This is a genomic window from Sphingomonas sp. BL-S-28 (assembly GCF_055521515.1).
On sequence record NZ_CM145484.1, the window covers coordinates 1585158 to 1605511 of the forward strand.

A 20354-nucleotide genomic window follows, 5' to 3' on the forward strand; every position below is an offset into this window, starting at 1 on the left:
GCGATGAATTTCCAGCCTACCCAGACCGGCCCCACAACCGCTGGAGAGCCCTTGCGGCTGACCGTGCTGCAAGGCCAGTTCAAGGTCAGCGCCGGGCCGCGCGTGGAACTGAGCACTGTGCTCGGCTCCTGCGTTGCCAGTTGCCTTTACGATCCGGTGGCGGAGCTGGGGGGCATGAACCACTTCCTGCTTTCGGAACCGCCCGCCAGCCATGCGCGGGGCGAGGTGGACGTGCACTACGGCGTCTACCTGATGGAGATGCTGATCAACGAGATGTTGTCCTACGGCGCGCGCAAGGACCGGCTGCGCGCGCATCTTTACGGCGGCGCCAACATCCGCGCGGGAATGCAGCGGATCGGCACCGCCAACGCCGAATTCGCGCGCGGCTTTCTGGAGCGCGAGCGGATCGAACTGGTGAAGCAGGACCTTGGCGGCGCCAGCGCCCGCCGCGTGGATTTCCGCCCCGCCTCGGGACTGGTGCGCTGCCGCACCGTCGCCGCGTCCGACGCGCCGGAGCCGATTACCCAACCTGCCGCCCCGCTGGCCGCAGCCCAACTGGCCCAGCGCGGCGAAGTCGAACTGTTCTGAAGGAAACGAGGCCCCTGATGTCCAAGACCACCCGTGTCCTCACCGTCGACGACAGCGCATCGATGCGCGCGCTGCTCAATCATGCGCTGTCCACCAACGGCTTCGATGTCGCGCAGGCGGACGATGGCATGTCCGCGCTGGAATGGCTTGCCGCCAACGAGGTAGATGTCGTCATTACCGACATCAACATGCCCCGGCTCGACGGGTTCGGCCTGATCGAGCAGGTGCGCGGCGGCACCCGCCATCGCGACCGGCCGATCCTTGTCCTCACCACCGAAAGTTCGGACGAGAAGAAGGCCCGCGCCCGCGCCGCCGGGGCCACCGGCTGGATCGTCAAGCCGTTCGATACCGACAAGCTGGTCGCGGCCGTGCGCCGCGTCGCCCACTGAAGGAAACCGTGACCATGCACCGCGAACTCATCACTTTCGAAGTCGCCGGCCAGATCTTCGCCCTCGATATCATGTCGATCCGCGAGATCCGGGCATGGACCCCGGTAACCCCGATGCCGCGCGTGCCGCACTACGTGGCGGGCGTGGTCAACTTGCGCGGCACCGTGCTGCCGGTGATCGACCTTGCGGCGCGGCTGGGCTGGACGCCGACCGAGGCGACGCCGCGCCACGCGATCATCGTCTGTCAGGTGGACGGTCATGCGGCGCACACGCAATCGCAGGGGCTGATCGTCGATTCGGTGTCGGACATCGTGGCGTTCAACTCAGAGGCCCTGCAGGCCCCGCCCAGCGCGGGCCGGGACGAAGTGATCCCGTTCCTGGAGGGGCTGGTGGCGATAGAAGATCGCATGGTCATGGTGCTGGACCTGCAATCGCTCAGCGCGTCGGACGCGCCGGTTCTGGCCGCGTGACCCGATGATCCACGATTCCAAATTCATGGCCCCGAAGTTCGTCGCAATGGCCGATGTGCTGGTGGAACTGGGCGCGGAGATAGAGGCGCTGGGCGAAGTTCTCTGCCGTGACGAGGACTTCGCCGCGCGCCATATGCGGGAACTTCAGGCGATCGACCTGATCGCCCAGAAGCAGCGCGCGCTGGCGGCCATCGTCGCCGCAGGGTTCAGCGCGGCGGAGATGCGGCGGATCAATCTGGAGGCACTGCACCAGCGGTTCTGCGGCTTTCTGGACGATAGCGAAATGTTGTGCGAGGTGCCGCTCGACCCGCAGGAGCCTGACGATATGGACACGCTTGGCCTGTGGGAGTGAGCGTATTGCAGGCGTGATCGGCCGGGGCTAACCCCGTGCCATGTCCGATCTTCGCCGCACTGCACCCGCCGTCGCTCGCAATCGCGATCCCATCCTCGACGTGCTGCGCGATGTCCTGCCGGCATCGGGCAGGGTGCAGGAAGTGGCCAGCGGCACCGGCGAACACGCCGTCCACTTCGCGCGCGGGTTGCCGCATCTCGACTGGCAGCCCAGCGATCCGGATGCCGATGCCCGCGCTTCGATCGAGGCGTGGCGGGAGGCGGAGAGCGTGGCGAACCTGCTCGCTCCGCTGGAAATCGACGCCGCCGCAGCGGAATGGCCCGTGGAGTGCGCCGATGCGGTGGTCTGCATCAACATGATCCACATCAGCCCTTGGGCCGCGACCGAGGGGCTGATGGCGGCGGCGGGGCGGCTGTTGTCCGCCGGCGCACCACTGGTTCTTTACGGCCCTTATCGCCGCGAAGGCCATGCAATCGAGCCGAGCAATGCCGCCTTCGACGAGGATCTGAAGCGTCGCAATCCGGCGTGGGGCCTGCGCTTGCTGGAAGACGTAGCGCGGGAGGCCGATGCGCGCGGGTTTGCTCTCGAACGTGTGATCGAGATGCCGGCGAACAACCTTACGGTCGTTTTCAGGAAGCGCTGAAGCTTGCCCGCACCTTGCGCGGCAGCACGGCCAACTGGCTGGCCGCGCGGGCGACGAAGAACAGGGTGAAGGCGGTCCACAATCCGGCATTGCCCAGTGGATGGAGCAGCCAGATCAACGCGCCGTAGATCGCCATGGAGACGGCCATCGTCCCCAGCATCGCCCGCGTCCATCCTGCGCCGACGAAGACGCCGTCCAGCACGTAGGACGCATAGCCGGCGATGGGCAGCACCATGACCCACGGCACGAACTGCGCGGCGCGGGCGATCACCGCCGGGTCGGTGCTGAAGCGCGCGGCCAGCGCCTCCCCGCCAATGACATAGCCCAGCGTCAGCACCAGCGCCGTCGCCCCGCCCCAGAACAGCGCCGCGCGCACGGCAGCGTTGAAGCGGGATCGCTCGCCGGCGCCAAGGGCCTCTCCGCAAAGCACTTGCGCGGCGCTTTCGAACCCGTCGAGGATCAGCGTGGCCAGCATGAACAGCTGGAACAGGATGCCGTTGGCCGCCAGCGTTACCGGGCCGCCCTGCGCGCCGGTGCGGGCGAACAGCAGCAGCACGGCCGTCAGCAACAGCGTGCGCAGGAACAGGTCGCGGTTCAGCGCGAACAGCGCGGCCAGATCGGCACGGCGCCACGTCACCCGGCGGCGCATCGCGGCAAAGGCGGCGCGCGCCGAAGGGCGGTTGAGCACGATGGCGGCAAGGACGAGGAACTTGAATGCCTCGCTCGTCAAAGTCGCCGTCGCCACGCCGGCAACGCCCCAGTGCACCACCAGCACCAGGAACAGGTCCAGCGCGATGTGGACGGCATTGGCGGCCACTTCCACCACCAGCACATGGCGCACCAGTCGCTGGCCGATCAGCCAGCCCACCAGCACGCAGTTGCCCAGCCACAGCGGCGCCGCCCAATAGCGGATGGCGATGTAATGCTGCGCGCTCTCCCGCACCGCCGCCTTGGCATCCAGCAGGTCGAGACCGAGCGGAATCGCCAGCGGCATCGCGGCGATCAGCAATGTGCCGATCCCCAGCGCCACCGCCATGGCGCGTGCCAGCGTGGCTGCCTGCGCCTGCGTGTCGCCGCGTCCGGCCCCTTGCGCGGTCAGCGCCACGGTGCTGGTGCGCAGGAAGTTGAAGACGTTGAGCAGCGCCATCATGAACTTGGCACCCAGTTCCACTGCGCCTTGCGCCGGCGCGTCACCCAGCCTGCCGATCGCCCACATGTCCGCCAACCCGAACAGCGCGGTCGCCAGATTGGTCAGCATCGCGGGCAGGGCGATGGACCAGAGCAGGCGGGCCTGTGCGGTGTCGGGGCGGGAGAAGCGGAGCAAGTGGAACCTGTCGGGCGGAGTGGTCTCGTGCGCCTATCCGACCATGTGGCGCACGGCAATCATCCCGAACACCGCGCCGACGCCCGCCGCGAAACCGGGGGCAATGTCATTGGGGCCGGAAAGCGGCGCAGTGCAGCCGCCGATGGCGTAGAGGCCGGGGATCGGCCGAAGATCGCCGCGCAGCACTTGCGCATGGGCATCGACCAACACGCCGCCGCAAGAGCCCAGGCTGTCGGCACGTAGCGGAATCGCGAAGAACGGCGGCTGCGAAATGCGCCCCACGCAGGGATTGGGATAGTGGCGCGGGTCGCCGTGATAGCGGTCGTAGGCCGAAGCGCCCTTGGCAAAGTCCGCGTCCTCTCCGTGGGTGGCCATGGCGTTCCAGTGCGTCACGGTGGTGTGGAGGCCGGCGGGATCGATCCCGCAAGCGCGGGCGAGGGCGTCCAGCGTGCCGGCCTTGTGGACGGTGCCGTCGTGCAACCGTTCACGCGGGAGGGCGCCGGCTCGAAACGGACCGAACCGGTAAAGTGCGCGGTGGCGAGCGTCGCAGATCGCCCAGATGGCGGGCATGTCGCCGGCTGCTTCCTGCCGGACGAGGCAGGCGCGCCCCACTTCCATCGGCGGAGCAGCCTCGTTGACGAAGCGATTGCCGCGCGCGTCCACCATCACCAGATGCGGCTTGGCCAGTGCCGGCAGCACGATCAGAGCTGGCGGGGTCCGGTCCGAGGCGAGGCGCACGAAGCGCCAGGCCTCATTCATCCAGGCAGTGCCGGCGCCAAGCCCGGTCATCGCCGAAACCGCGTCGCGCACGCCGTCGCCATCACAGCCCTGCGATGCGTTGGGTGCCACGCGGCCGCTGGCGACGATCACACCGTGGCGCGTCCGAACGCGGCGGTGCCAGCTTTCGCAATCGATCATCGCGCCGCTCACGCGGCCGCGCTCGCTTTCCAGACCCAACAGCGCGGTGCGGGTGCGGATCTCGGCGCCCAGTTCCAGCGCGGCCAGCAGCAAGCGCGCCTGCAACGCCGCACCCGCCGTGAACAGCTCCTGCGCGCGCACTTTGCCCGCAAGCCGGCGCCAGCGCAGCCGGGCCGCGCCCAGTCGGCCTTCCCATGTCGTGCCTGTGCGGCCAAGGCGCGCCAGTTCGGATGCACGCGCCGGGATCGGCAGGCTCTGCGGCCGGATGCGCCGACGCCAGGAACCAAGCCTGTCCGCGTCGATCACCGAAGTTTCCACCGCGCGCCCTTCCGCATGTCCGCCGGGCAGGGTGTCGTAATGGTCCGAATAGCCTTGGCACCGGCGCAGCGGCACGCCGCGCGCATCGTAGAGCGCCACCAGCGGAGCGACGCCGTCGACGAAGGCGGCCCGGCGTTCGGGGGTGGATGCGGGATCCCCGTCGGCCACGAAGTTGCCAAGGTAGTTGAGCGCCTCGCCGCGCGAATCATGTACGCGATCACGGCGCATCAGCGGGCTGTTGGGCAGCCAGAGCATTCCGCTGGACAAGGAAGAGGGGCCGCCGACCAGCAGGTCCTGCTCGATCACCAGCGTATCGAGACCGGCCATGCGCGCGGCAATTGCCGCGGTAAGTCCACCGATCCCGCTGCCGACGATCAGGACGTCGCACTCGATATCCGGCATCTTGGCCAGTCCATCATCCGGGCGCTTCGAACCCATGAATTCGGGCGAATCACCTTTGGTCTTTTGCTTAAGCTTCAAGTTGATACGACTAATGCTGCAACTGCGCAAAAATCGCCGGGAAGATGGCCGAACGAATTGCGCCCCTGTCCTCATTTTTCGAGGGACAGGGGCGCGAATTCAAGATATCCAAATCATGCTGCACTTGCGAAGGTATCGGCGCGCCGGAGAGGTTTTTACTCTCCCCGACGCGCTCTCTCCCAACGCCGGCAAGGCCGAGAACGGCCCTTCGCCTTGCACCTTGAAACATTTTTCCGCTTTCGCAAAGTCCGAATTTGCATCGGTGAATAACAGCGGGGCGGACAAGGCCATGACTGTGGCATTGCTGCAGCATCCTGCGCGGGCGTGTAGACGGCTTTACGCAGCATGTTCGCGCCGGACGAATGAACGGGCGCTGCGTAGTCACCCAATTGGCTCCGTTTTCGGTCGGTTAACCAATGCGTCGGCACGGGCGCCTCAAGGGTTCTTCTTGAGAGGACTGCGCATAGCGGGGCGCCGTGATCGCTCGGATTTGGATCGATCCTGTCTTTCCTGCGAATTGCGCCGATGCGATCCTGCACATCCGCTTCAGACAGCTTCGCGCTCCAGACCAGGAAAGGCCGCTGATCGAAGACAGATGTTCCCATCAAAATGGACCGTGGAGAGGATCGCTTGAGCACCGCCGGTCAAGAACCGGCATCACCGCGCGCATCGCGGTCGAGAGCTGAAGCATCGATCATCCCGTTATTTCCGCCGGAGAGTCCTTCGTGGTCGCGTGGGTCCCGGTGGACCTCAGGGGGGAGGGCGTGCGCGTGAGGGGCAGCGCGGACTCGCCCCGGCGGCGCAAGCCGGCAAACGACTTGCGCCGCCGCCCCTCCTTTTCGCTCCAGTCGGAATTTGCGCGCCGAAATTTGGGCGCAACTCAGCACAAAAAAAGGGGACCGCTGAACGCCGCCCCCTTCGTTTCAGCCGCTACGGCGGGCCGGCGCTTTACCAGACCAGCGGCACTTCTTCCGGCCCGATCACGCCGCCCGGGCGGTACTCGATCCGGGTGCCGGGCTTCAGTTCGAAGTTCGGAATGCGCTTCAACCATTCCTGCAGCGCGATCTTCACTTCCAGACGGGCGAGGTGGCCGCCCATGCAGCTGTGCACGCCCACGGTGAAGGCCAGGATGGTCTTGCGCGGACGATCGAAGTCCACCGTCAGCGGATCGGGGAAGACGTCCGGATCGAAGTTGCAGGCGGGCAAGATGAAGGTGACGCGGTCGCCCTTCTTCATCTGCACGCCGCGCATTTCGTGGTCCTTGTCCAGCACGCGGCCGGAGAAAGTGACCGACCAGCGGCGCAGCACTTCCTCGACGATCTTGTCGATGTCCTGCGGGCGATCGATGATCTCCTGCCGCTTTTCGGGGTTCTCCGCCAGCCACGCCCAGATGTTGTTCAGCGTGGCGAATACGGTGTCCAGCCCGGCGATGAACAGGAAGCAGACGAAGCCGAAGATCTCCTTTTCGGACATCGGCACGCCGCCCGGTTCGGCATGGGCGATCAGGCTGACCACGCCGTCGTCCGGATTGGCCTTCTTCTCGGCGATGGCTTCCTTCAGATAGGCGGTGATGTTGCGCATCGCCCCGCCCATGATCGCGCGGTCGTTCGAATGCAGCAGGTCCATCGCCCATGACACGAAGGTATCGCGCATGTCCTGCGGCAGGCCCATGATGTCCAGGAACACGGCCACCGGCAGCGGACGGCCGAAATCCTCGGTAAATTCGCAAGTCCCACCGGCGGCGACCTTGGCCTCGATCTCGTCGATCAGGGCGTTGGCACGCTCGCGGATCAGCTTTTCCAGCTTGAGCACGCCTTGCGGGCTGAACACCGGATCGACGATGTTGCGATACTTGCGGTGGTGCGGCGGATCGATCTCGATCGGGATGAAGTAGAAATAGTCGTCCGGATCGCGCGGGAAGGGCGTGGCGCCTTCGTTCGAGAAGACTTCCGGATGGCGCAGGCCGAACAGGGCGTCCTCATGCTTGGTGAGATGCCACATGTTGCCCATCGGGCTGACGTCGTAATAGATCGGCGGCTGCTTTTCGTGCAGCGCGGCCATGAAATCGTGCGGGGAAGCCAGGAATTCGGGCCCGAAGGTCAGGCCCACCTGCCGGACCAGATCGGCCGGCACGTGATCGGGAACCTGATCCATCCCGACATGGCGGGGGAAGCTGGGCGGAACGGGGTTGGCGGCGTCGATCGGCATCGTCTCTCTCCCGCTCAGAACTGGTGTTCGGGAAGGTGGACGACCAGCCCGTCGAGCGCGTCGGTCATCACCATCTGGCAGGACAGGCGGCTGGAGGGCTTCACCTCGTCTGCCGCGGATTCCAGCAGTTCTTCCTCCGCCTGCGAAGCGGGGCCGCCCACCGTGTCGGTCCATTCCTCATCGACGTAGCAATGGCAGGTGGCGCAGGAGAGGCCACCGCCGCATTCGCCGGTGATCCCGTCGATCCCGTTGTAGAGGGCGCCGCGCATGACGTTTTCGCCGGCTTCGACCTCCACTGTTGTCGCGTGGCCGGAATGGTCGACGTAAGTGACCTTGGGCATCTTGCTCTCCTGAAATCCTGTCTGCCGCGTTGCTTTGAGAACGCTGTTCTCGATTTTCTAGCGCGAAGGGCGCCGAAGAGTCAATCGGGCGCCTATCCGTCGGCGCGGGGCAGCAGTGGGCCGGGGCTGGACCATGCGGCGCGGAGGCGATAACCCTTTGGCGATGGCCACCATGAACCCGAGCCTCGACCCGTCCGTGGTCTTCGACGATGTCGATGAGGATCGCACGCGCAGGCTGATCGCCGCCGCGCACGATCTGCTGGACGAGGCGGGGCTGGAAGGGCTGACCATCCGCGCCGTGCTGGCGCGCACGGGCCTTGCGCGGCGCGCGTTCTACGAACGTTTTCAGGGCAAAGACGATCTGGTGCTGGCGGTGTTCGACGCCACCCTGCGTGCTGCTGCGCACCAGTTCCGGGCGATGACCGCCGATGCCGTGGGCCCGGCCGAGGCGCTGGAGGGCGTTGTGCGTGGCATCGTGGTGGGGCAGGCGCAACTGGGGCAGATGCCCGTTGCCGGCGCCCATTTGCGCAGTGCCGCGCTCAGCCGCGAACACTTGCGGCTGGCCCAGCAGCGTCCGGCCGAACTCAAGGCGGCGCTGGAGCCGCTGCTGGATCTGATTGCCGGCTATATCGCCAAGGGGATGGCGGCAGGCGTGTTTCGTCAGGCCGATCCGTCGCTGCAGGCGCGGCTGATCTACAACCTGGTTTCGACCACGGTGCACACGCTCTTGCTGGAAGAGGAAGGCCGCGCTCCCGACCGCGCCGAACGAGAGGCATTGGCAGAGGCGATCTGGTCGTTCTGCCTGCGGGCGATCAGGGTCTAGAGCCGTTTTGGACCCGACTGCGTCGGATCGACTGCTCTAAGTTTTTGGTTGGTCGCATTTTCCGAGTCATCAGGTGATTCCACCTGATTAGAAAATGTTCTAGGCCAGCGCCGCATGCAGGCTGAGCGGCGGGTTCAGACCGCCGCCGGTTCGCCGTCTTCGGTGGAGAAGAAGCGCTGGATCACGTCGCGTGCCAGTCGCGCCGGGCGCATGGTATCGGCATCGAGGCAGCACCAGCTGGACTTGACCTCCGCCAGGACTTCCTCGCCGCGACGGATCACGGTTTCATAGAACGCGCGCGCGCCCTGCACCTTTTCCAGAAGGACGGTGGCGATCACGTCATCTTCCAGAAAGGCGGGCTTGCGATAGGTGATCTCATGCTTGATCGCGACCCAGAGGTGCTGCGTGATCGCTTCCGAAGGCGCAATCGCCCGCCAGTGATCGAGCACGGCGGCCTGCACCCACTTCAGATAACTGGCATTGTTGACATGACCCATAAAGTCGATGTCCTCGGGATCGATGCCGATCGGGAAGCGGTGGGGAATCGCGTAGTTCACGTATACGTCAATATCACTTGCGCGGATCGGTAGATAGCGCCTTTGATGGACCCTCCTGCGGATTTCTTACACCGGCTCGACCTGCTCCAGCAGTCGCTCGATATCCGCAGGCCGCGCAAGGTCGGTGCCGGCGCGCAGCACGGCGGCGGAGCCGGCGGCAAGGCCGATGCGGAACGCGGTGAGATCATCGTCCCCCCGGCACAAGGCGTGGACCATGGCCGCGACGAAGCTGTCGCCCGCGCCCACTGCGCTGGCGGCGTCGATCTTCAATGCGGGCAGGAATTTGGTGCCATCGGCGTGGGCCAGCAATGCGCCTTCGTGACCCATGGTGACGGCGACGAGGCGCGCCTTGCCGGCGTCCACGATCTCCATCGCCGCCTTGCCGAGTGCCTCATGTGTGTCGAGCGGACGGCCGGCATATTGCGCCAATTCGCCATGACTGGGCTTCACCAGCGTGAGCCCGCCCTCGGCGATGCCGGCCGCCAGCGCTTCGCCAGAGGTGTCCAGCACGATCTCGATCCCCTTGGGCCGCAGCAGGCGGATGACGCGGGCGTAGAAGTCGGTCGGGACGCCCGGCGGCAGCGATCCGCTCATCACCATCACGTCGCAATCGGCCTCGTCCAGAACCTCCAGCGCGTGGGTCCATTCCGCCTCGCTGACATGCGGGCCGGCGGGGGTAAAGCGGTATTCCTTGCCGGTTTCGTGCTCTAGAATGTCGGCGGCGATGCGGGTGGGGCCTTGGATCTCGATCCGGGTGCGGACAAGCTGGTGCAGGTCTATCAATCCGTCCAGCGCCGGGCCGGTGGCGCCGCCCGAAAGGTAGTAGCTGCGCGCATTGCCGCCCAGGCGCACGAAGACGCGGGCCACGTTGATACCGCCGCCGCCGGGCGCATAGTGCTCGTTATCGGTGCGCATCTTGTGCGTGTGGCGGACCTTTCCGACATCATACGACACGTCGATCGTCGGGTTCATGGTCAGCGTGGCGATGCTTTTCATCGAGGCGGGCTCCGTGGCGGGGGGAAGGGAGTGCCGGTGCTGGTGATGGCGCGCTTATCTATCGGAAATCATGCCCGTCATCGCAAAGATGCGTCAAGCGGCGTCAGACGCGGGCCGGGCTGGCGCCAGAACGGGCAGCCGGGCTTGGCGGCGTATCAGGCCGCGTCGCGGCTGCCGGTCTCGCGCGCTTCGAAGGTGATCGTGCCGGCCGGGCCGGGGCGGCCGAACAGGAAGCCTTGTCCCTGCGTGCAGCCTTCGGTGCGCAAGTATTCGCGCTCCATCTCGCGCTCGATCCCTTCGGCCACCACCGCCACGCCCAGACTGCGGCCAAGGCCGATCACGGCGCGGATCACCGCGCGCGAATTGGCCTCGCGCTGCAGGTTCAGGATGAACGACTTGTCGATCTTGATCTTGGTGAAGGGGTAATTGAGCAGATAGCTGAGCGAGGAATAGCCGGTGCCGAAATCGTCCAGCGAAATGCCGATGCCGAAGGCGCGCAAGTTGCGGATGATCGCGGCAGGGCGCGGGCCGCGCTCCATCAGTACCGCCTCGGTAATTTCCAGTTCCAGCCGTTCTGCCTGAAGACCAGAGGCCGAAAGTGCGTTGATCACCGTGCTCAGCAGGTTGCCATTGCGAAACTGCAGCGGCGAGACGTTGACCGACAGGCGCACGTTCTGCGGCCATGTCATCGCTTCGCGGCAGGCCGAATTGAGCACGAAGCGGCCGACCTGATCGATCAGCCCCAGTTCTTCCGCCAGTGGGATGAACACTTCGGGAGAGACCGGCCCGCGATCGCGATGATCCCAGCGCAGCAGTGCCTCGCAGCATTCGATCTCGCCGGTCTCCAGATTGACCAGCGGCTGGTAGTGGACCTCCAGCCCGCCTTCCTGCACGGCCTTGCGCAAGTCCTTCTCAAGCCGGCTTTTGGCCTGCGCCGCCTCGTCCATGCGCGCTTCGAAGCCGCGGCAGGAACCGCGACGCTCGCCCTTGGCAGCATAGAGCGCCAGATCGGCGTAGCGCAGCAGGGTCTGCGGATCGGTGGTGTCGTAAGGGGCGCTGGCAAAGCCGATGGTAGCGCCGATGTGCAGCATGTTGCCGTGGACGAAGAACGGCTCGCTCAGCGCGGTGATGATCGACTTGGACACCAGTTCCGCCTGCGTCTGGCTGGAACGGCGGAAGATGATGGCGAATTCGTCCCCGCCGATGCGGCAGAGCAGGGCGCCGGGCGGGATCAGCTCGCGCATCCGCCGCGCCGCGTCGGTCAGCAGCATGTCGCCGAAGTGGTGGCCGTAGGTGTCGTTCACCGCCTTGAAGTGGTCGAGGTCGACGAAGGCCAGCGTCACCGTGTCCGAGGGGGAGGCATGCTCCAGCACCTGGCTCAGGTATTCGCGGCAATGTGCGCGGTTGGCGAGGCCGGTCAACTCGTCATGCCGGGCCATGTGGGCCATGCGCTGTTCGATGCGGCGGCGCTCGGTCACGTCGACGATCGAGACGATCGTCACCGTCTCGTTCTCAAGCTGCGACAGCCGGGTGGAGACCATGGCCTCCACCGTGCCGCCATCGCGGCGGACGAGGCGCCAGCACGAATCGCCTTCGGGGCAATCGGTGGCCAGCATCCGCGCGGCGGTCTCCCGCTCGGGCGCGGAGAACAGGCGCACCGCCTCAATGCCGGCGATCTGGTCTCCGGCATAGCCGAACAGCCGGCAGGCGGCCTCGTTGGCGGAGCGGACGCGGCCACTGGCATCGTCGTAGACCAGCATGGCCAGCGGGTTCTGTTCGAACAGCAGGCGGAAGGCTTCCTCGCGCTGCTTGATGTCGGTGATGTCCACGCGCACGCCGATGGTGCCGCCGCTGTCGGTCTTGCGTTCCTCGATCAGGATGCAGCGGCCGTCGGAAAGGCGCTGTTCGTGGCGGCAATCGGGTTGGCGCAGCTTGGCCACGCGTTCGGCCAGCCATTCTTCCTCACGGCCGATCGCTTCGGGATAGTCGCCGCGTGCCACGCCGATGCGCAGGGTATCGCCCAGCTTCTCGCCCCGCTTCAGCAGATCGGCGGAGCGGCAGTAGATTTCCTCGTAACGGCGATTCCACAGGATGTAGCGATCGTCTTCGTCGAGAATCACGATTCCCTGCGGCAACGCCTCTATCGCGTCGCGCAGCAGACGTTCGGCGCGGGAGGCGGCGGCAAGGGCAGCCTCCAGCGATTCGTGCGCGTCCGCGATCGCCGGTTCGCCCGCCGTTTCGCTTACATCGCCTTTGAATTCGTCCCCAGGAATCAACATGGTGCCCCCAAGCTGGCAGCCGGGGATATAGGCAAGCCGTTAATTTTCTTGTCAATGCGGATGCGACGGGACGAGTGCCAGCGCCAGAGTATGATCCATTCTGGTTGCTAACCGGCTATCACGGCGATCGGTGTTTTTCCGGTGGCCGACGAAAAAGCCCGCCGCACGCAAGGTGCGACGGGCGGCTTTCCTCCCCAGGAAAGGTCTTGAGTTGGCCCCGCCTTGCCGGTTGGCAAAGGCGGGGTTTCGGTGCCGGTTGATCCTCCGGCACCATCATTCTTCGTGTTTCGTGTCGAGTTACCGCTCAACGCCGTCCGGCGCTGCCGAGGCGGTGATAAAGGTTCGAGTACTGCGACGAGATCGGATCGTCCTCATGTGCACGCATGTAGAAGAGCACGGCTTCCTGCAGCAGCTTGAAGTCCTGGTTCGAAAGCACCGCGCGGGCGCGGGCCGGTTCGGTGGTCATGGTGGTCATAGTACCTTCCTTTCCTTGCTTGGCGGTCCCGGACGATTCCCGGCGACCTTCGAAGTTCGTTTCGTCGCCGCCTTAGGCAGCGAATTGATTCATCGTGTTGTGCGTGCCGCCCGCCTTCAAGGCAGCCTCGCCGGCGAAGTATTCCTTGTGGTCGTCGCCGATATCCGATCCGGCCATGTTCTGGTGCTTCACGCAGGCGATGCCCTGGCGGATTTCCTGACGCTGCACGCCCTTGACGTATCCGAGCATGCCCGCCTCGCCGAAGTACTCCTTCGCCAGATTGTCGGTCGACAAGGCGGCGGTGTGGTACGTCGGCAGGGTAATGAGGTGATGGAAGATCCCCGCCTCGCGCGCCGCGTCCTTCTGGAAGGTGCGGATGCGCTCGTCGGCCTCATTGCCCAGCTCGGTGCCGTCGTAGTCGACGCTCATCAGCTTCGCCCGGTCATAGGCGCCGGTGTCGCGGCCTTCCGCTGTCCAGGCATCGAAGACCTGTTGGCGGAAGTTCAGCGTCCAGTTGAAGCTGGGCGAGTTGTTGTAGACCAGCTTGGCGTTCGGGATCACTTCGCGGATGCGGCTGACCATTCCGCCGATCTGGCCGATGTGCGGCTTTTCGGTTTCGATCCACAGCAGGTCCGCGCCGTTCTCCAGCGCATGGATGCAATCGAGCACGCAGCGATCCTCGCCGGTTCCACTGCGGAACTGGTAGAGGTTCGAGGGCAGCCGCTTCGGGCGCATCAGGCGACCTTCGCGAGTGATGAGCACTTCGCCGTGGCCGACATCGCCCGCCGCGATCTCGTCGCAGTCGAGGAAGCTGTTATAGCGGTCGCCGATATCGCCCGGTTCGCGGGTGAAGGCGATCTGCTTGGTCAGCCCCGCGCCCAGCGAGTCGGTGCGCGCCACGATCAGGCCCTCATCCACGCCCAGTTCCATGAAGGCGTAGCGGACTGCGCGGATCTTCGCGATGAAGTCCTCATGCGGAACGGTAACCTTGCCGTCCTGATGGCCGCACTGCTTCTCGTCAGAGACCTGATTTTCGATCTGGATGCAGCAGGCGCCGGCCTCGATGAACTTCTTGGCGAGCAGGTAGGTCGCCTCGGCATTGCCGAAGCCCGCGTCGATATCGGCGACGATCGGCACCACGTGCGTCTCGTGATTGTCGATCGCGGTTTCGAGGCGCTTGGCCTCCATCTCGTCACCGGCCTCGCGCGCCTTGTCCAGATCGCGGAACAGCATGCCCAGTTCGCGGGCGTCCGCCTGCCGCAGGAAGGTGTAAAGTTCCTCGACCAGCGCGGGAACCGAGGTCTTCTCATGCATCGACTGGTCGGGCAGGGGGCCGAACTCGCTGCGCAGCGCCGCGACCATCCAGCCCGACAGGTAGAGGTAGCGGCCCTTGGTCGTGCCGAAATGCTTCTTGATGGAGATCATCTTCTGCTGGCCGATGAAGCCGTGCCAGCAGCCCAGCGACTGGGTGTAGTTGGCAGGGTCGCGATCATAGGCCGCCATATCCTCGCGCATGATGCGCGCGGTGTAGCGGGCGATGTCGAGGCCGGTGCGGAAGCGGTTCTGCAGGCGCATGCGCGCGACCGATTCCGGCTCGATGCCGTTCCAGTTGGGCTCGGTGCCGATGGTCTGGCCGGCTTCGGTGATCTTGCTCTGGTAGGTCACTGCCAAAAGTCCCCGTCTTGAAAAATGGGCGCCGAAAAATGTGTTTGGGCGATGACCTTGAGCTAGGCCCCATTTTTGCAGTGCGGAACGGCCTGCGAAGTCCGGTTGTAAAACTTTACAGATATTCCTTGTAAAGATGTGCAGGCATGACAAAGTGCTGAGCCATGGCGGAATCGAGACCTCTCTACCTTGGCCCCAGGCTTCGCCGCCTGCGCCGCGAACTGGGCCTGACGCAGCAGGCCATGGCGGACGATCTGGAGATTTCGCCCAGCTACGTCGCGCTGTTGGAACGCAACCAGCGCCCGGTCACGGCGGACATGCTGCTGCGCCTTGCACGGACCTATCGGCTGGACATTGCCGACATCGCCGGGGACGATGGCGAGGATTATGCTCGCCGCGTGGGGGATGTGCTGCGCGATCCGCTGTTCGCCGATATCGACTTGCCCTCGCTGGAAGTGGCCGACCTGGCGATGAGCTTTCCGGGCATTTCGGAAGCGCTGCTGCGGCTTCACGGCGCTTACACCCGCGAAAGTCAGGCTCTGGCAGAGCAGCGCGCCTCTGGCCCGGCGGCGGAAGAGAACGAGCCGGTGCGTGAGGCGCAGCGGTTCCTCGGCCAATCGCGCAACTACTTCCACGCCATCGACGTGCGGGCGGAGGAACTTGCCGGCGAAATCGAGCAAGCCGGTGGCGCCACCGCATGGCTTGCCGCCAAGGGCGTTCGCGTGCGCTTTCTGCCGCCCGACGTCATGGTCGATTCCCTGCGGCGGTTCGACCGGCACAACCAGCAGCTGCTGATCGACGATACGCTCGGCCCCTCAAGCCGGGCCTTCCAGATCGCCACGCACATCGCCCATACCGCGATGCGCGGTGACATCGTGGCGGTCGTGCGCGCTGCCGCCTTTGTGCAGACCACCACGGCGACGCTCGTGCGCCGGGCGCTGGCGGGCTATGCGGCGGCGGCGATCCTGATGCCTTATGCCAAGTTCGCCCGCGCCGCGGAGGCGCGGCGCTACGATATAGAGGCGCTCTGCGGGCTGTTCGGCACCAGTTTCGAGCAAGTCGCGCACCGGCTCACCACGTTGCATCGTCCGGGGGAGGAGCGGGTGCCGTTCTTCTTCCTGCGCGTGGATGAGGCGGGGAACGTCTCGAAGCGGTTGGACGGCGCGGGCTTTCCCTTCGCGGCGCATGGCGGCGGCTGTCCCTTGTGGTCGGTACATCAGGTGTTCCGCTGGCAGGGCGAAGTGCGCACCCAGTGGCTGGAACTGCCGGACGGGCAACGCTTCTTCTCGATCGCGCGCACTGTCACCTCGGGCGAGGGGCGGCATGGGCGGATGAAAGTCACCCGCGCCGTGGCGCTCGCCTGCGCGGCGGAAGAGGCGGGCAAGCTGGTCTATGGCGGTGAAGCTGAGGTCAGGGCGACGCCGATCGGTGTGACCTGCCGCCTCTGCCAGCGTGCCGATTGCGCCGCCCGCTCGGTGCCGCCGATCGGCCGCGATGTGCTGGCCGACGACTATCGCCGCGCCGCTCAGCCCTATACCTTCTCTGAAAGCTGATATTCTCCATTGCGAATTTAAATTCGCCAATACGACGATTCCGCCCCAGCGATGTCGCGCCGCAGATGCTTGCGAAGGCAGTTCTCACGACGCAGGATCGCGCCCTAAAGGGTAGAAAATCCGGCGAGAGGATGAGTGCATTGAGCAGCGAAAGCACGCCGGGCGCGGCCCGGACCTTTCCCGAACTGATCCGCTCCGCCGCCGCTGCTTATGGCGATGCCGTGGCGATCACGCTGGAGACCGAAACCGGCAGCGAAAGCGCCAGTTTCTCCGATCTTGACCGCCAATCCGCAGACCTCGCGCGCGGACTGCTGGCGCGTGGTGTGGGGAAGGGCGCGCGCGTCGGGTTCATCTTCGGCAACGGTCCGGGCTTTGCCACGGCCTTGGCTGCCATCGCCCGCATCGGCGCGGTCGCGGTGCCGATCAGCTCGATGATCCGCGCCAACGAACTGGTCCGCGTGCTGCGCCAGAGCGACGTACAGGGGCTGATCGTCCAGCGGACCATGCTGGGCAAGGACCTCGTGGCGCGGCTTACCGAGGCGCTGCCCGAACTTTCCGGCCAGACTTGCGGCGCGCTGCGCCTGCCGCGTGTGCCGTACCTGCGTTGGATCGTCTCCAGCGGCGCGGACTTGCCCGCCGCCGTCGCGCCAATGGCGTGGCTTAGCGATGTCGATGTGGGCGAAGAGGTGCTGCGCGAGGCCGAGTCCGAAGTTCATCCGACCGACCAGATGATCGAGATCTACACCTCCGGCTCGATGGCGCTGCCCAAGGGTGTGCGCCATCTCCACGGCGCGGTTCTGGCGCGCAGCCATTGGCTGGTCGAGATGCTGGGTGTGAAGCAGGGCGAAGAACGCCCCGCCCAATTGCCGATGTTTTGGGTGGGCGGGCTGATGCTCTCGCTGCTGCCGGATTGGGAGCAGGGCGCGGTTACGGTTTGCTCCGAACGAACGCTGAGCAACAGCCGCTTCGCCATGGGATCGGTACTGGCCGAGGAAGACCTTGAACGCATCAAGGGCCCGCAGCCCTGGTGGGGCCTCGGCATGAGCGAAACGTTGGGGCCTTACGGCTGGGGTGACGAGTTCCGCGTGCCCGGCCGCCCGGTCTGCGCGCCGATGGACCACTTCGCCCCGGGTTACGAGGTCCGCATCGCGGATGAGGACGGCCGCCCGGTTGGCAACGGCGAAGTGGGCGAAATGCAGGTGCGCGGCCCTGCCGTCGCCCCGGCGCTCCACAAGATCGACCGGGCCGAGCATTACACGCCGGACGGCTACTTGCGCACCGGCGACCTCTGTCTTGTCGAGGATCGCGCCGATGGCCGCCGTATCCATTTCGTTGGCCGGGGCGGGGACATGATCAAGGTTTCCGGCTCGAACGTCTCGCCCGCCGAGGTGGAGATGGAATTGCAGGCGCTGGACGGCGTGCATAGCGCCTATGTCGTCGGCCTGCCGGATCGCGAGCGGGGGGCGCTGCTGGTGGCGGCGCTGGTTCCGCGCGACGGGGCGGCGCTCGATGTGGCGGCTATCGAGGCACGGATGAAGGCCAGCCTTTCGTCGTACAAAGTGCCGCGCGCGTGGGTGGAGCTTACCCGCGATGAGGTGCCGCTGCTGCATTCCAACAAGGTTGCCCGACGCGAAATCGCGCGGATCGTGGCCGAGCGGTTGAAGGAAACTGCGGTCAGCGGCTAGAGCGTCCGACGATTGAACCCGAACGTCGCGCACCAAACCTCGTCGTCCCCGCGAAGGCGGGGACCCCGCTTTTGTTGGCGGGCGCGGCGAGAAGGAAGCGGGGCCCCCGCCTTCGCGGGGGCGACGAAGGGGTTTAGCGAGCCGTGCATGTGGGGCCGCCACCTCTGCGCCCCCATTGACGAACCTCTCCACGCCCCATAACCCGACAGGTAATTCGAAATAGCGAAAGCACTCATGTCGCGTTCTTCCCCTGGCGTCGCCCGCATGGCCGCCATCCTCAATTTCATCGCCGATCATCCGGGGCAGTCCTTCGCGCTTACCGATCTGGTGCGCGCGCTGAAGCTCAGCCGGGCGACCTGCCATGCGCTGCTGACCGGGCTGGTCGACGTGGGCTATCTCTACCGCACCAGCGACAAGACTTATGTGCTGGGCCCGGTGCTGGCGGCGATCGGGCGCACCGCGGCGGAGCATTTCTCGCCGCTGCAGGTCGCGCAGCCGGAAATGCGCAAGCTGGCGGACGATTTCGATGTGGTCTGCGGTGCCTATTTCCTGGAAGGCGACATGATCCACCTTCGCGAGCGTGCGGCCTCTGCCAGCCACGTCGGCTATCCGGTGCCGCTGGGCACGCGCATGCCGCTGCGCTGGGTGCAGGCAACCTCGTTCTTCGCGCGCACGCCGCGAGAGGCCGATGCGGTGCAGGCCCGCACCAATCCCGCGCCCACGGCCGAGCAACTGGAGCAGCTCCACGGCGGCATGGCCTTCGTGCGCGAACATGGCTTCATCGCCCTGTCGCGCCGTGCCGGTACCGTGCCCGATGACGGTATCACCACGATCAACGGCATGCAGGACCCGCCGGTGGTGCCCGAAATCACGCTGGACGACGCGCGGACTTATTCGCTGATGGGGATCATGGCGCCGATCTACGACGCGCGTGACCGTGTCTCCATCTCGCTGGTGCTGGGTGGCTTCAACGATGCCATGACCGGCGCCGAAGTACGCAAGGCGGGTGAGGCGCTGGCCGAAGCCTGCGCCCGCATCTCCCGCTTTCTGATCGGCCAGCCCGAAGACTTCTGACCGCCGCCGCCCCGGCGGTTCCCGCACCGTCAAAGCCGGCTTTGCTTGACCGTCCCTGCTTGTCGATTTATCAAATATTCGAAAATAAATTCGCAATTTGGAATTGCGATACGAGCGGGAGAGTGCTGGATGTCGGACGTGATCGTCGCGCCGGAAACCCGGGACCTTGACGAACTGGCGGGCGCACTGGCGCAATGGCTGGCGGCGCGGATGCCGCAGGCGAGCGAGGTGCGGATCACCGATCTCGCCTATCCGCGCGGCGCCGGGCAAAGCCATGAGACGGTGCTGTTCGAAGCGCACTGGCGCGAGCAGGGCGAAGAACGCCAACAAGGCTGCGTGGTGCGGATCAAGCCGGGCGGCTTCACGGTCTTCCCGGATGATCTGTTCGTGCAGCAATACCGGGTGATGAAGGCGCTGGCCGAAAGTGGAGAGGTGCGTGTCGCCCGCCCGCTATGGTTCGAGGAAGATCCGGCGCTGCTGGGCAATCCCTTCTTCGTGATGGAGCGCAAGACCGGCCGCGTGCCGGTGTCGATCCCGCCCTATGCGCGCGAAGGTTGGCTGAGGGACGCCGCGCCCGCGCAGCGCCGCGTGCTCTGGCGCAATGCGGTGGAGCAACTGGCGGCGGTGCAGCGCGTGCGGCTGGACGGGTTCGATTTCCTTGCCGGGCCGAACGGAGAGCGGGGGCTGGCGCAGGAATGGGACAAGTACGCGCGCTTCGCCCGCTGGCTTCAGCAGGTAGAGGCGCTGCCGATACTCGACGCGGCGCTGGAACGGCTGCGCGGGCTCTGGCCCGAGAATCAGCCAGAGGGGCTGGTCTGGGGCGATGCGCGGATCGGCAACATGATGTTCGATGCGAACTTCGATGTCGTCGCGGTGATGGACTGGGAGCAGCCCTCGCTGGGCGGCGCACTGCACGATCTGGCGTGGTTCTGCGTGATCGCGGATACCATGCACGGGCCGGGCTCGACCTATGGCGCGCCGCTGGAAGGCATGGGCAGCCGCGAAGAAACGGTGGGCTTGTGGGAAGGCCTGACCGGCAAATCCGCCGCCGACCTTGAATGGTACGAGGATTTTGCGAAGTTCAAGATGACCTGCACCGGCATCCGCCTTGGCCACTTGCGCGGTGCACCGATGATGGATGAGGCGTCGATGGCGAGGCGGTTGAAGGTGGGGTGAGGGAAAGGGCTGTGCGGGATACTTCGACAAGCTCAGGATG

Annotated in this window: 19 protein-coding genes; 10 read left to right on the plus strand and 9 right to left on the minus strand. The window is 65.8% G+C overall.

Annotated features, from left to right (window positions below):
• Window positions 1-3 precede the first annotated feature (3 nt).
• Genes ACZ1JC_RS16240 through ACZ1JC_RS16260 form a run of 5 tightly spaced genes read left to right on the plus strand, consistent with a single transcriptional unit; the run spans window position 4 to window position 2442 of the window.
• Window positions 4-588 carry a chemotaxis protein CheD gene (locus tag ACZ1JC_RS16240; protein WP_465135881.1) on the plus strand — a complete coding sequence of 195 codons (585 nt, stop codon included), beginning with the start codon at window positions 4-6 and terminating at the stop codon, window positions 586-588.
• A 17-nt stretch (window positions 589-605) separates the two neighbouring features.
• Window positions 606-977, plus strand: coding sequence for a response regulator (locus tag ACZ1JC_RS16245; RefSeq protein ID WP_132386747.1), 372 nt, complete (start codon window positions 606-608; stop codon window positions 975-977).
• Between the two features lie 14 nt (window positions 978-991).
• Complete coding sequence (locus tag ACZ1JC_RS16250; protein ID WP_465135880.1) at window positions 992-1447, plus strand: chemotaxis protein CheW; 456 nt, start codon at window positions 992-994, stop codon at window positions 1445-1447.
• A 25-nt stretch (window positions 1448-1472) separates the two neighbouring features.
• A complete protein-coding gene (locus ACZ1JC_RS16255; protein ID WP_465135879.1) occupies window positions 1473-1799 on the plus strand; it encodes a hypothetical protein in 327 nt (108 codons plus the stop codon).
• Window positions 1800-1839: 40 nt separating this feature from the next.
• Window positions 1840-2442, plus strand: coding sequence for a DUF938 domain-containing protein (locus tag ACZ1JC_RS16260; RefSeq protein WP_465135878.1), 603 nt, complete (start codon window positions 1840-1842; stop codon window positions 2440-2442).
• Here ACZ1JC_RS16260 and ACZ1JC_RS16265 read toward each other — a convergent pair.
• From ACZ1JC_RS16265 to ACZ1JC_RS16280, 4 genes are all read right to left on the minus strand, one after another.
• Window positions 2429-3766 carry an MATE family efflux transporter gene (locus ACZ1JC_RS16265; RefSeq protein WP_465135877.1) on the minus strand — a complete coding sequence of 446 codons (1338 nt, stop codon included), beginning with the start codon at window positions 3764-3766 and terminating at the stop codon, window positions 2429-2431. The two genes, ACZ1JC_RS16260 and ACZ1JC_RS16265, sit on opposite strands and share 14 nt — an antisense overlap.
• A gap of 33 nt (window positions 3767-3799) precedes the next feature.
• On the minus strand, window positions 3800-5440 hold the full coding sequence (locus ACZ1JC_RS16270) for an FAD-dependent oxidoreductase (protein ID WP_465135876.1): 1641 nt from the start codon (window positions 5438-5440) through the stop codon (window positions 3800-3802).
• A 990-nt stretch (window positions 5441-6430) separates the two neighbouring features.
• Window positions 6431-7690 carry a cytochrome P450 gene (locus ACZ1JC_RS16275; protein WP_465135875.1) on the minus strand — a complete coding sequence of 420 codons (1260 nt, stop codon included), beginning with the start codon at window positions 7688-7690 and terminating at the stop codon, window positions 6431-6433.
• 14 nt (window positions 7691-7704) lie between these two features.
• Window positions 7705-8031, minus strand: a complete 327-nt coding sequence (locus ACZ1JC_RS16280) for a 2Fe-2S iron-sulfur cluster-binding protein (RefSeq protein WP_465135874.1) — start codon at window positions 8029-8031, stop codon at window positions 7705-7707.
• A 172-nt stretch (window positions 8032-8203) separates the two neighbouring features.
• On the opposite strand from ACZ1JC_RS16280, the gene ACZ1JC_RS16285 reads away from it, so the two are divergent.
• Window positions 8204-8854, plus strand: a complete 651-nt coding sequence (locus ACZ1JC_RS16285; RefSeq protein ID WP_465135873.1) for a TetR/AcrR family transcriptional regulator — start codon at window positions 8204-8206, stop codon at window positions 8852-8854.
• A gap of 134 nt (window positions 8855-8988) precedes the next feature.
• Here the strand turns inward: ACZ1JC_RS16285 and ACZ1JC_RS16290 are convergent, their stop codons facing one another.
• The 5 genes from ACZ1JC_RS16290 to ACZ1JC_RS16310 form a co-directional block, all read right to left on the minus strand.
• The gene (locus ACZ1JC_RS16290; protein WP_465135872.1) at window positions 8989-9411 is read right to left on the minus strand and encodes an acyl-CoA thioesterase; all 423 of its coding nucleotides are present in this window, start codon (window positions 9409-9411) and stop codon (window positions 8989-8991) included.
• 66 nt (window positions 9412-9477) lie between these two features.
• Window positions 9478-10407, minus strand: a complete 930-nt coding sequence (locus ACZ1JC_RS16295; RefSeq protein ID WP_465135871.1) for a 1-phosphofructokinase family hexose kinase — start codon at window positions 10405-10407, stop codon at window positions 9478-9480.
• Between the two features lie 155 nt (window positions 10408-10562).
• Window positions 10563-12686, minus strand: a complete 2124-nt coding sequence (locus ACZ1JC_RS16300; RefSeq protein ID WP_465135870.1) for a putative bifunctional diguanylate cyclase/phosphodiesterase — start codon at window positions 12684-12686, stop codon at window positions 10563-10565.
• Between the two features lie 304 nt (window positions 12687-12990).
• On the minus strand, window positions 12991-13161 hold the full coding sequence (locus ACZ1JC_RS16305) for a hypothetical protein (protein WP_395331434.1): 171 nt from the start codon (window positions 13159-13161) through the stop codon (window positions 12991-12993).
• Window positions 13162-13233: 72 nt separating this feature from the next.
• Window positions 13234-14826 (minus strand): isocitrate lyase, encoded by a 1593-nt coding sequence (locus ACZ1JC_RS16310; protein WP_465135869.1) that lies wholly within the window; start codon window positions 14824-14826, stop codon window positions 13234-13236.
• Window positions 14827-14990: 164 nt separating this feature from the next.
• Here ACZ1JC_RS16310 and ACZ1JC_RS16315 point away from each other — a divergent pair, with 164 nt between their 5' ends.
• The 4 genes from ACZ1JC_RS16315 to ACZ1JC_RS16330 all read left to right on the plus strand — a co-directional run bounded on the left by ACZ1JC_RS16315 (window position 14991) and on the right by ACZ1JC_RS16330 (window position 20314).
• On the plus strand, window positions 14991-16379 hold the full coding sequence (locus ACZ1JC_RS16315; RefSeq protein ID WP_465135868.1) for a helix-turn-helix domain-containing protein: 1389 nt from the start codon (window positions 14991-14993) through the stop codon (window positions 16377-16379).
• Window positions 16380-16519: 140 nt separating this feature from the next.
• Window positions 16520-18064 (plus strand): class I adenylate-forming enzyme family protein, encoded by a 1545-nt coding sequence (locus ACZ1JC_RS16320; RefSeq protein ID WP_465135867.1) that lies wholly within the window; start codon window positions 16520-16522, stop codon window positions 18062-18064.
• A 234-nt stretch (window positions 18065-18298) separates the two neighbouring features.
• Complete coding sequence (locus ACZ1JC_RS16325) at window positions 18299-19138, plus strand: IclR family transcriptional regulator (protein ID WP_465135866.1); 840 nt, start codon at window positions 18299-18301, stop codon at window positions 19136-19138.
• A gap of 129 nt (window positions 19139-19267) precedes the next feature.
• Window positions 19268-20314 (plus strand): phosphotransferase family protein, encoded by a 1047-nt coding sequence (locus ACZ1JC_RS16330; protein WP_465135865.1) that lies wholly within the window; start codon window positions 19268-19270, stop codon window positions 20312-20314.
• The last annotated feature ends 40 nt before the right edge of the window (window positions 20315-20354 follow it).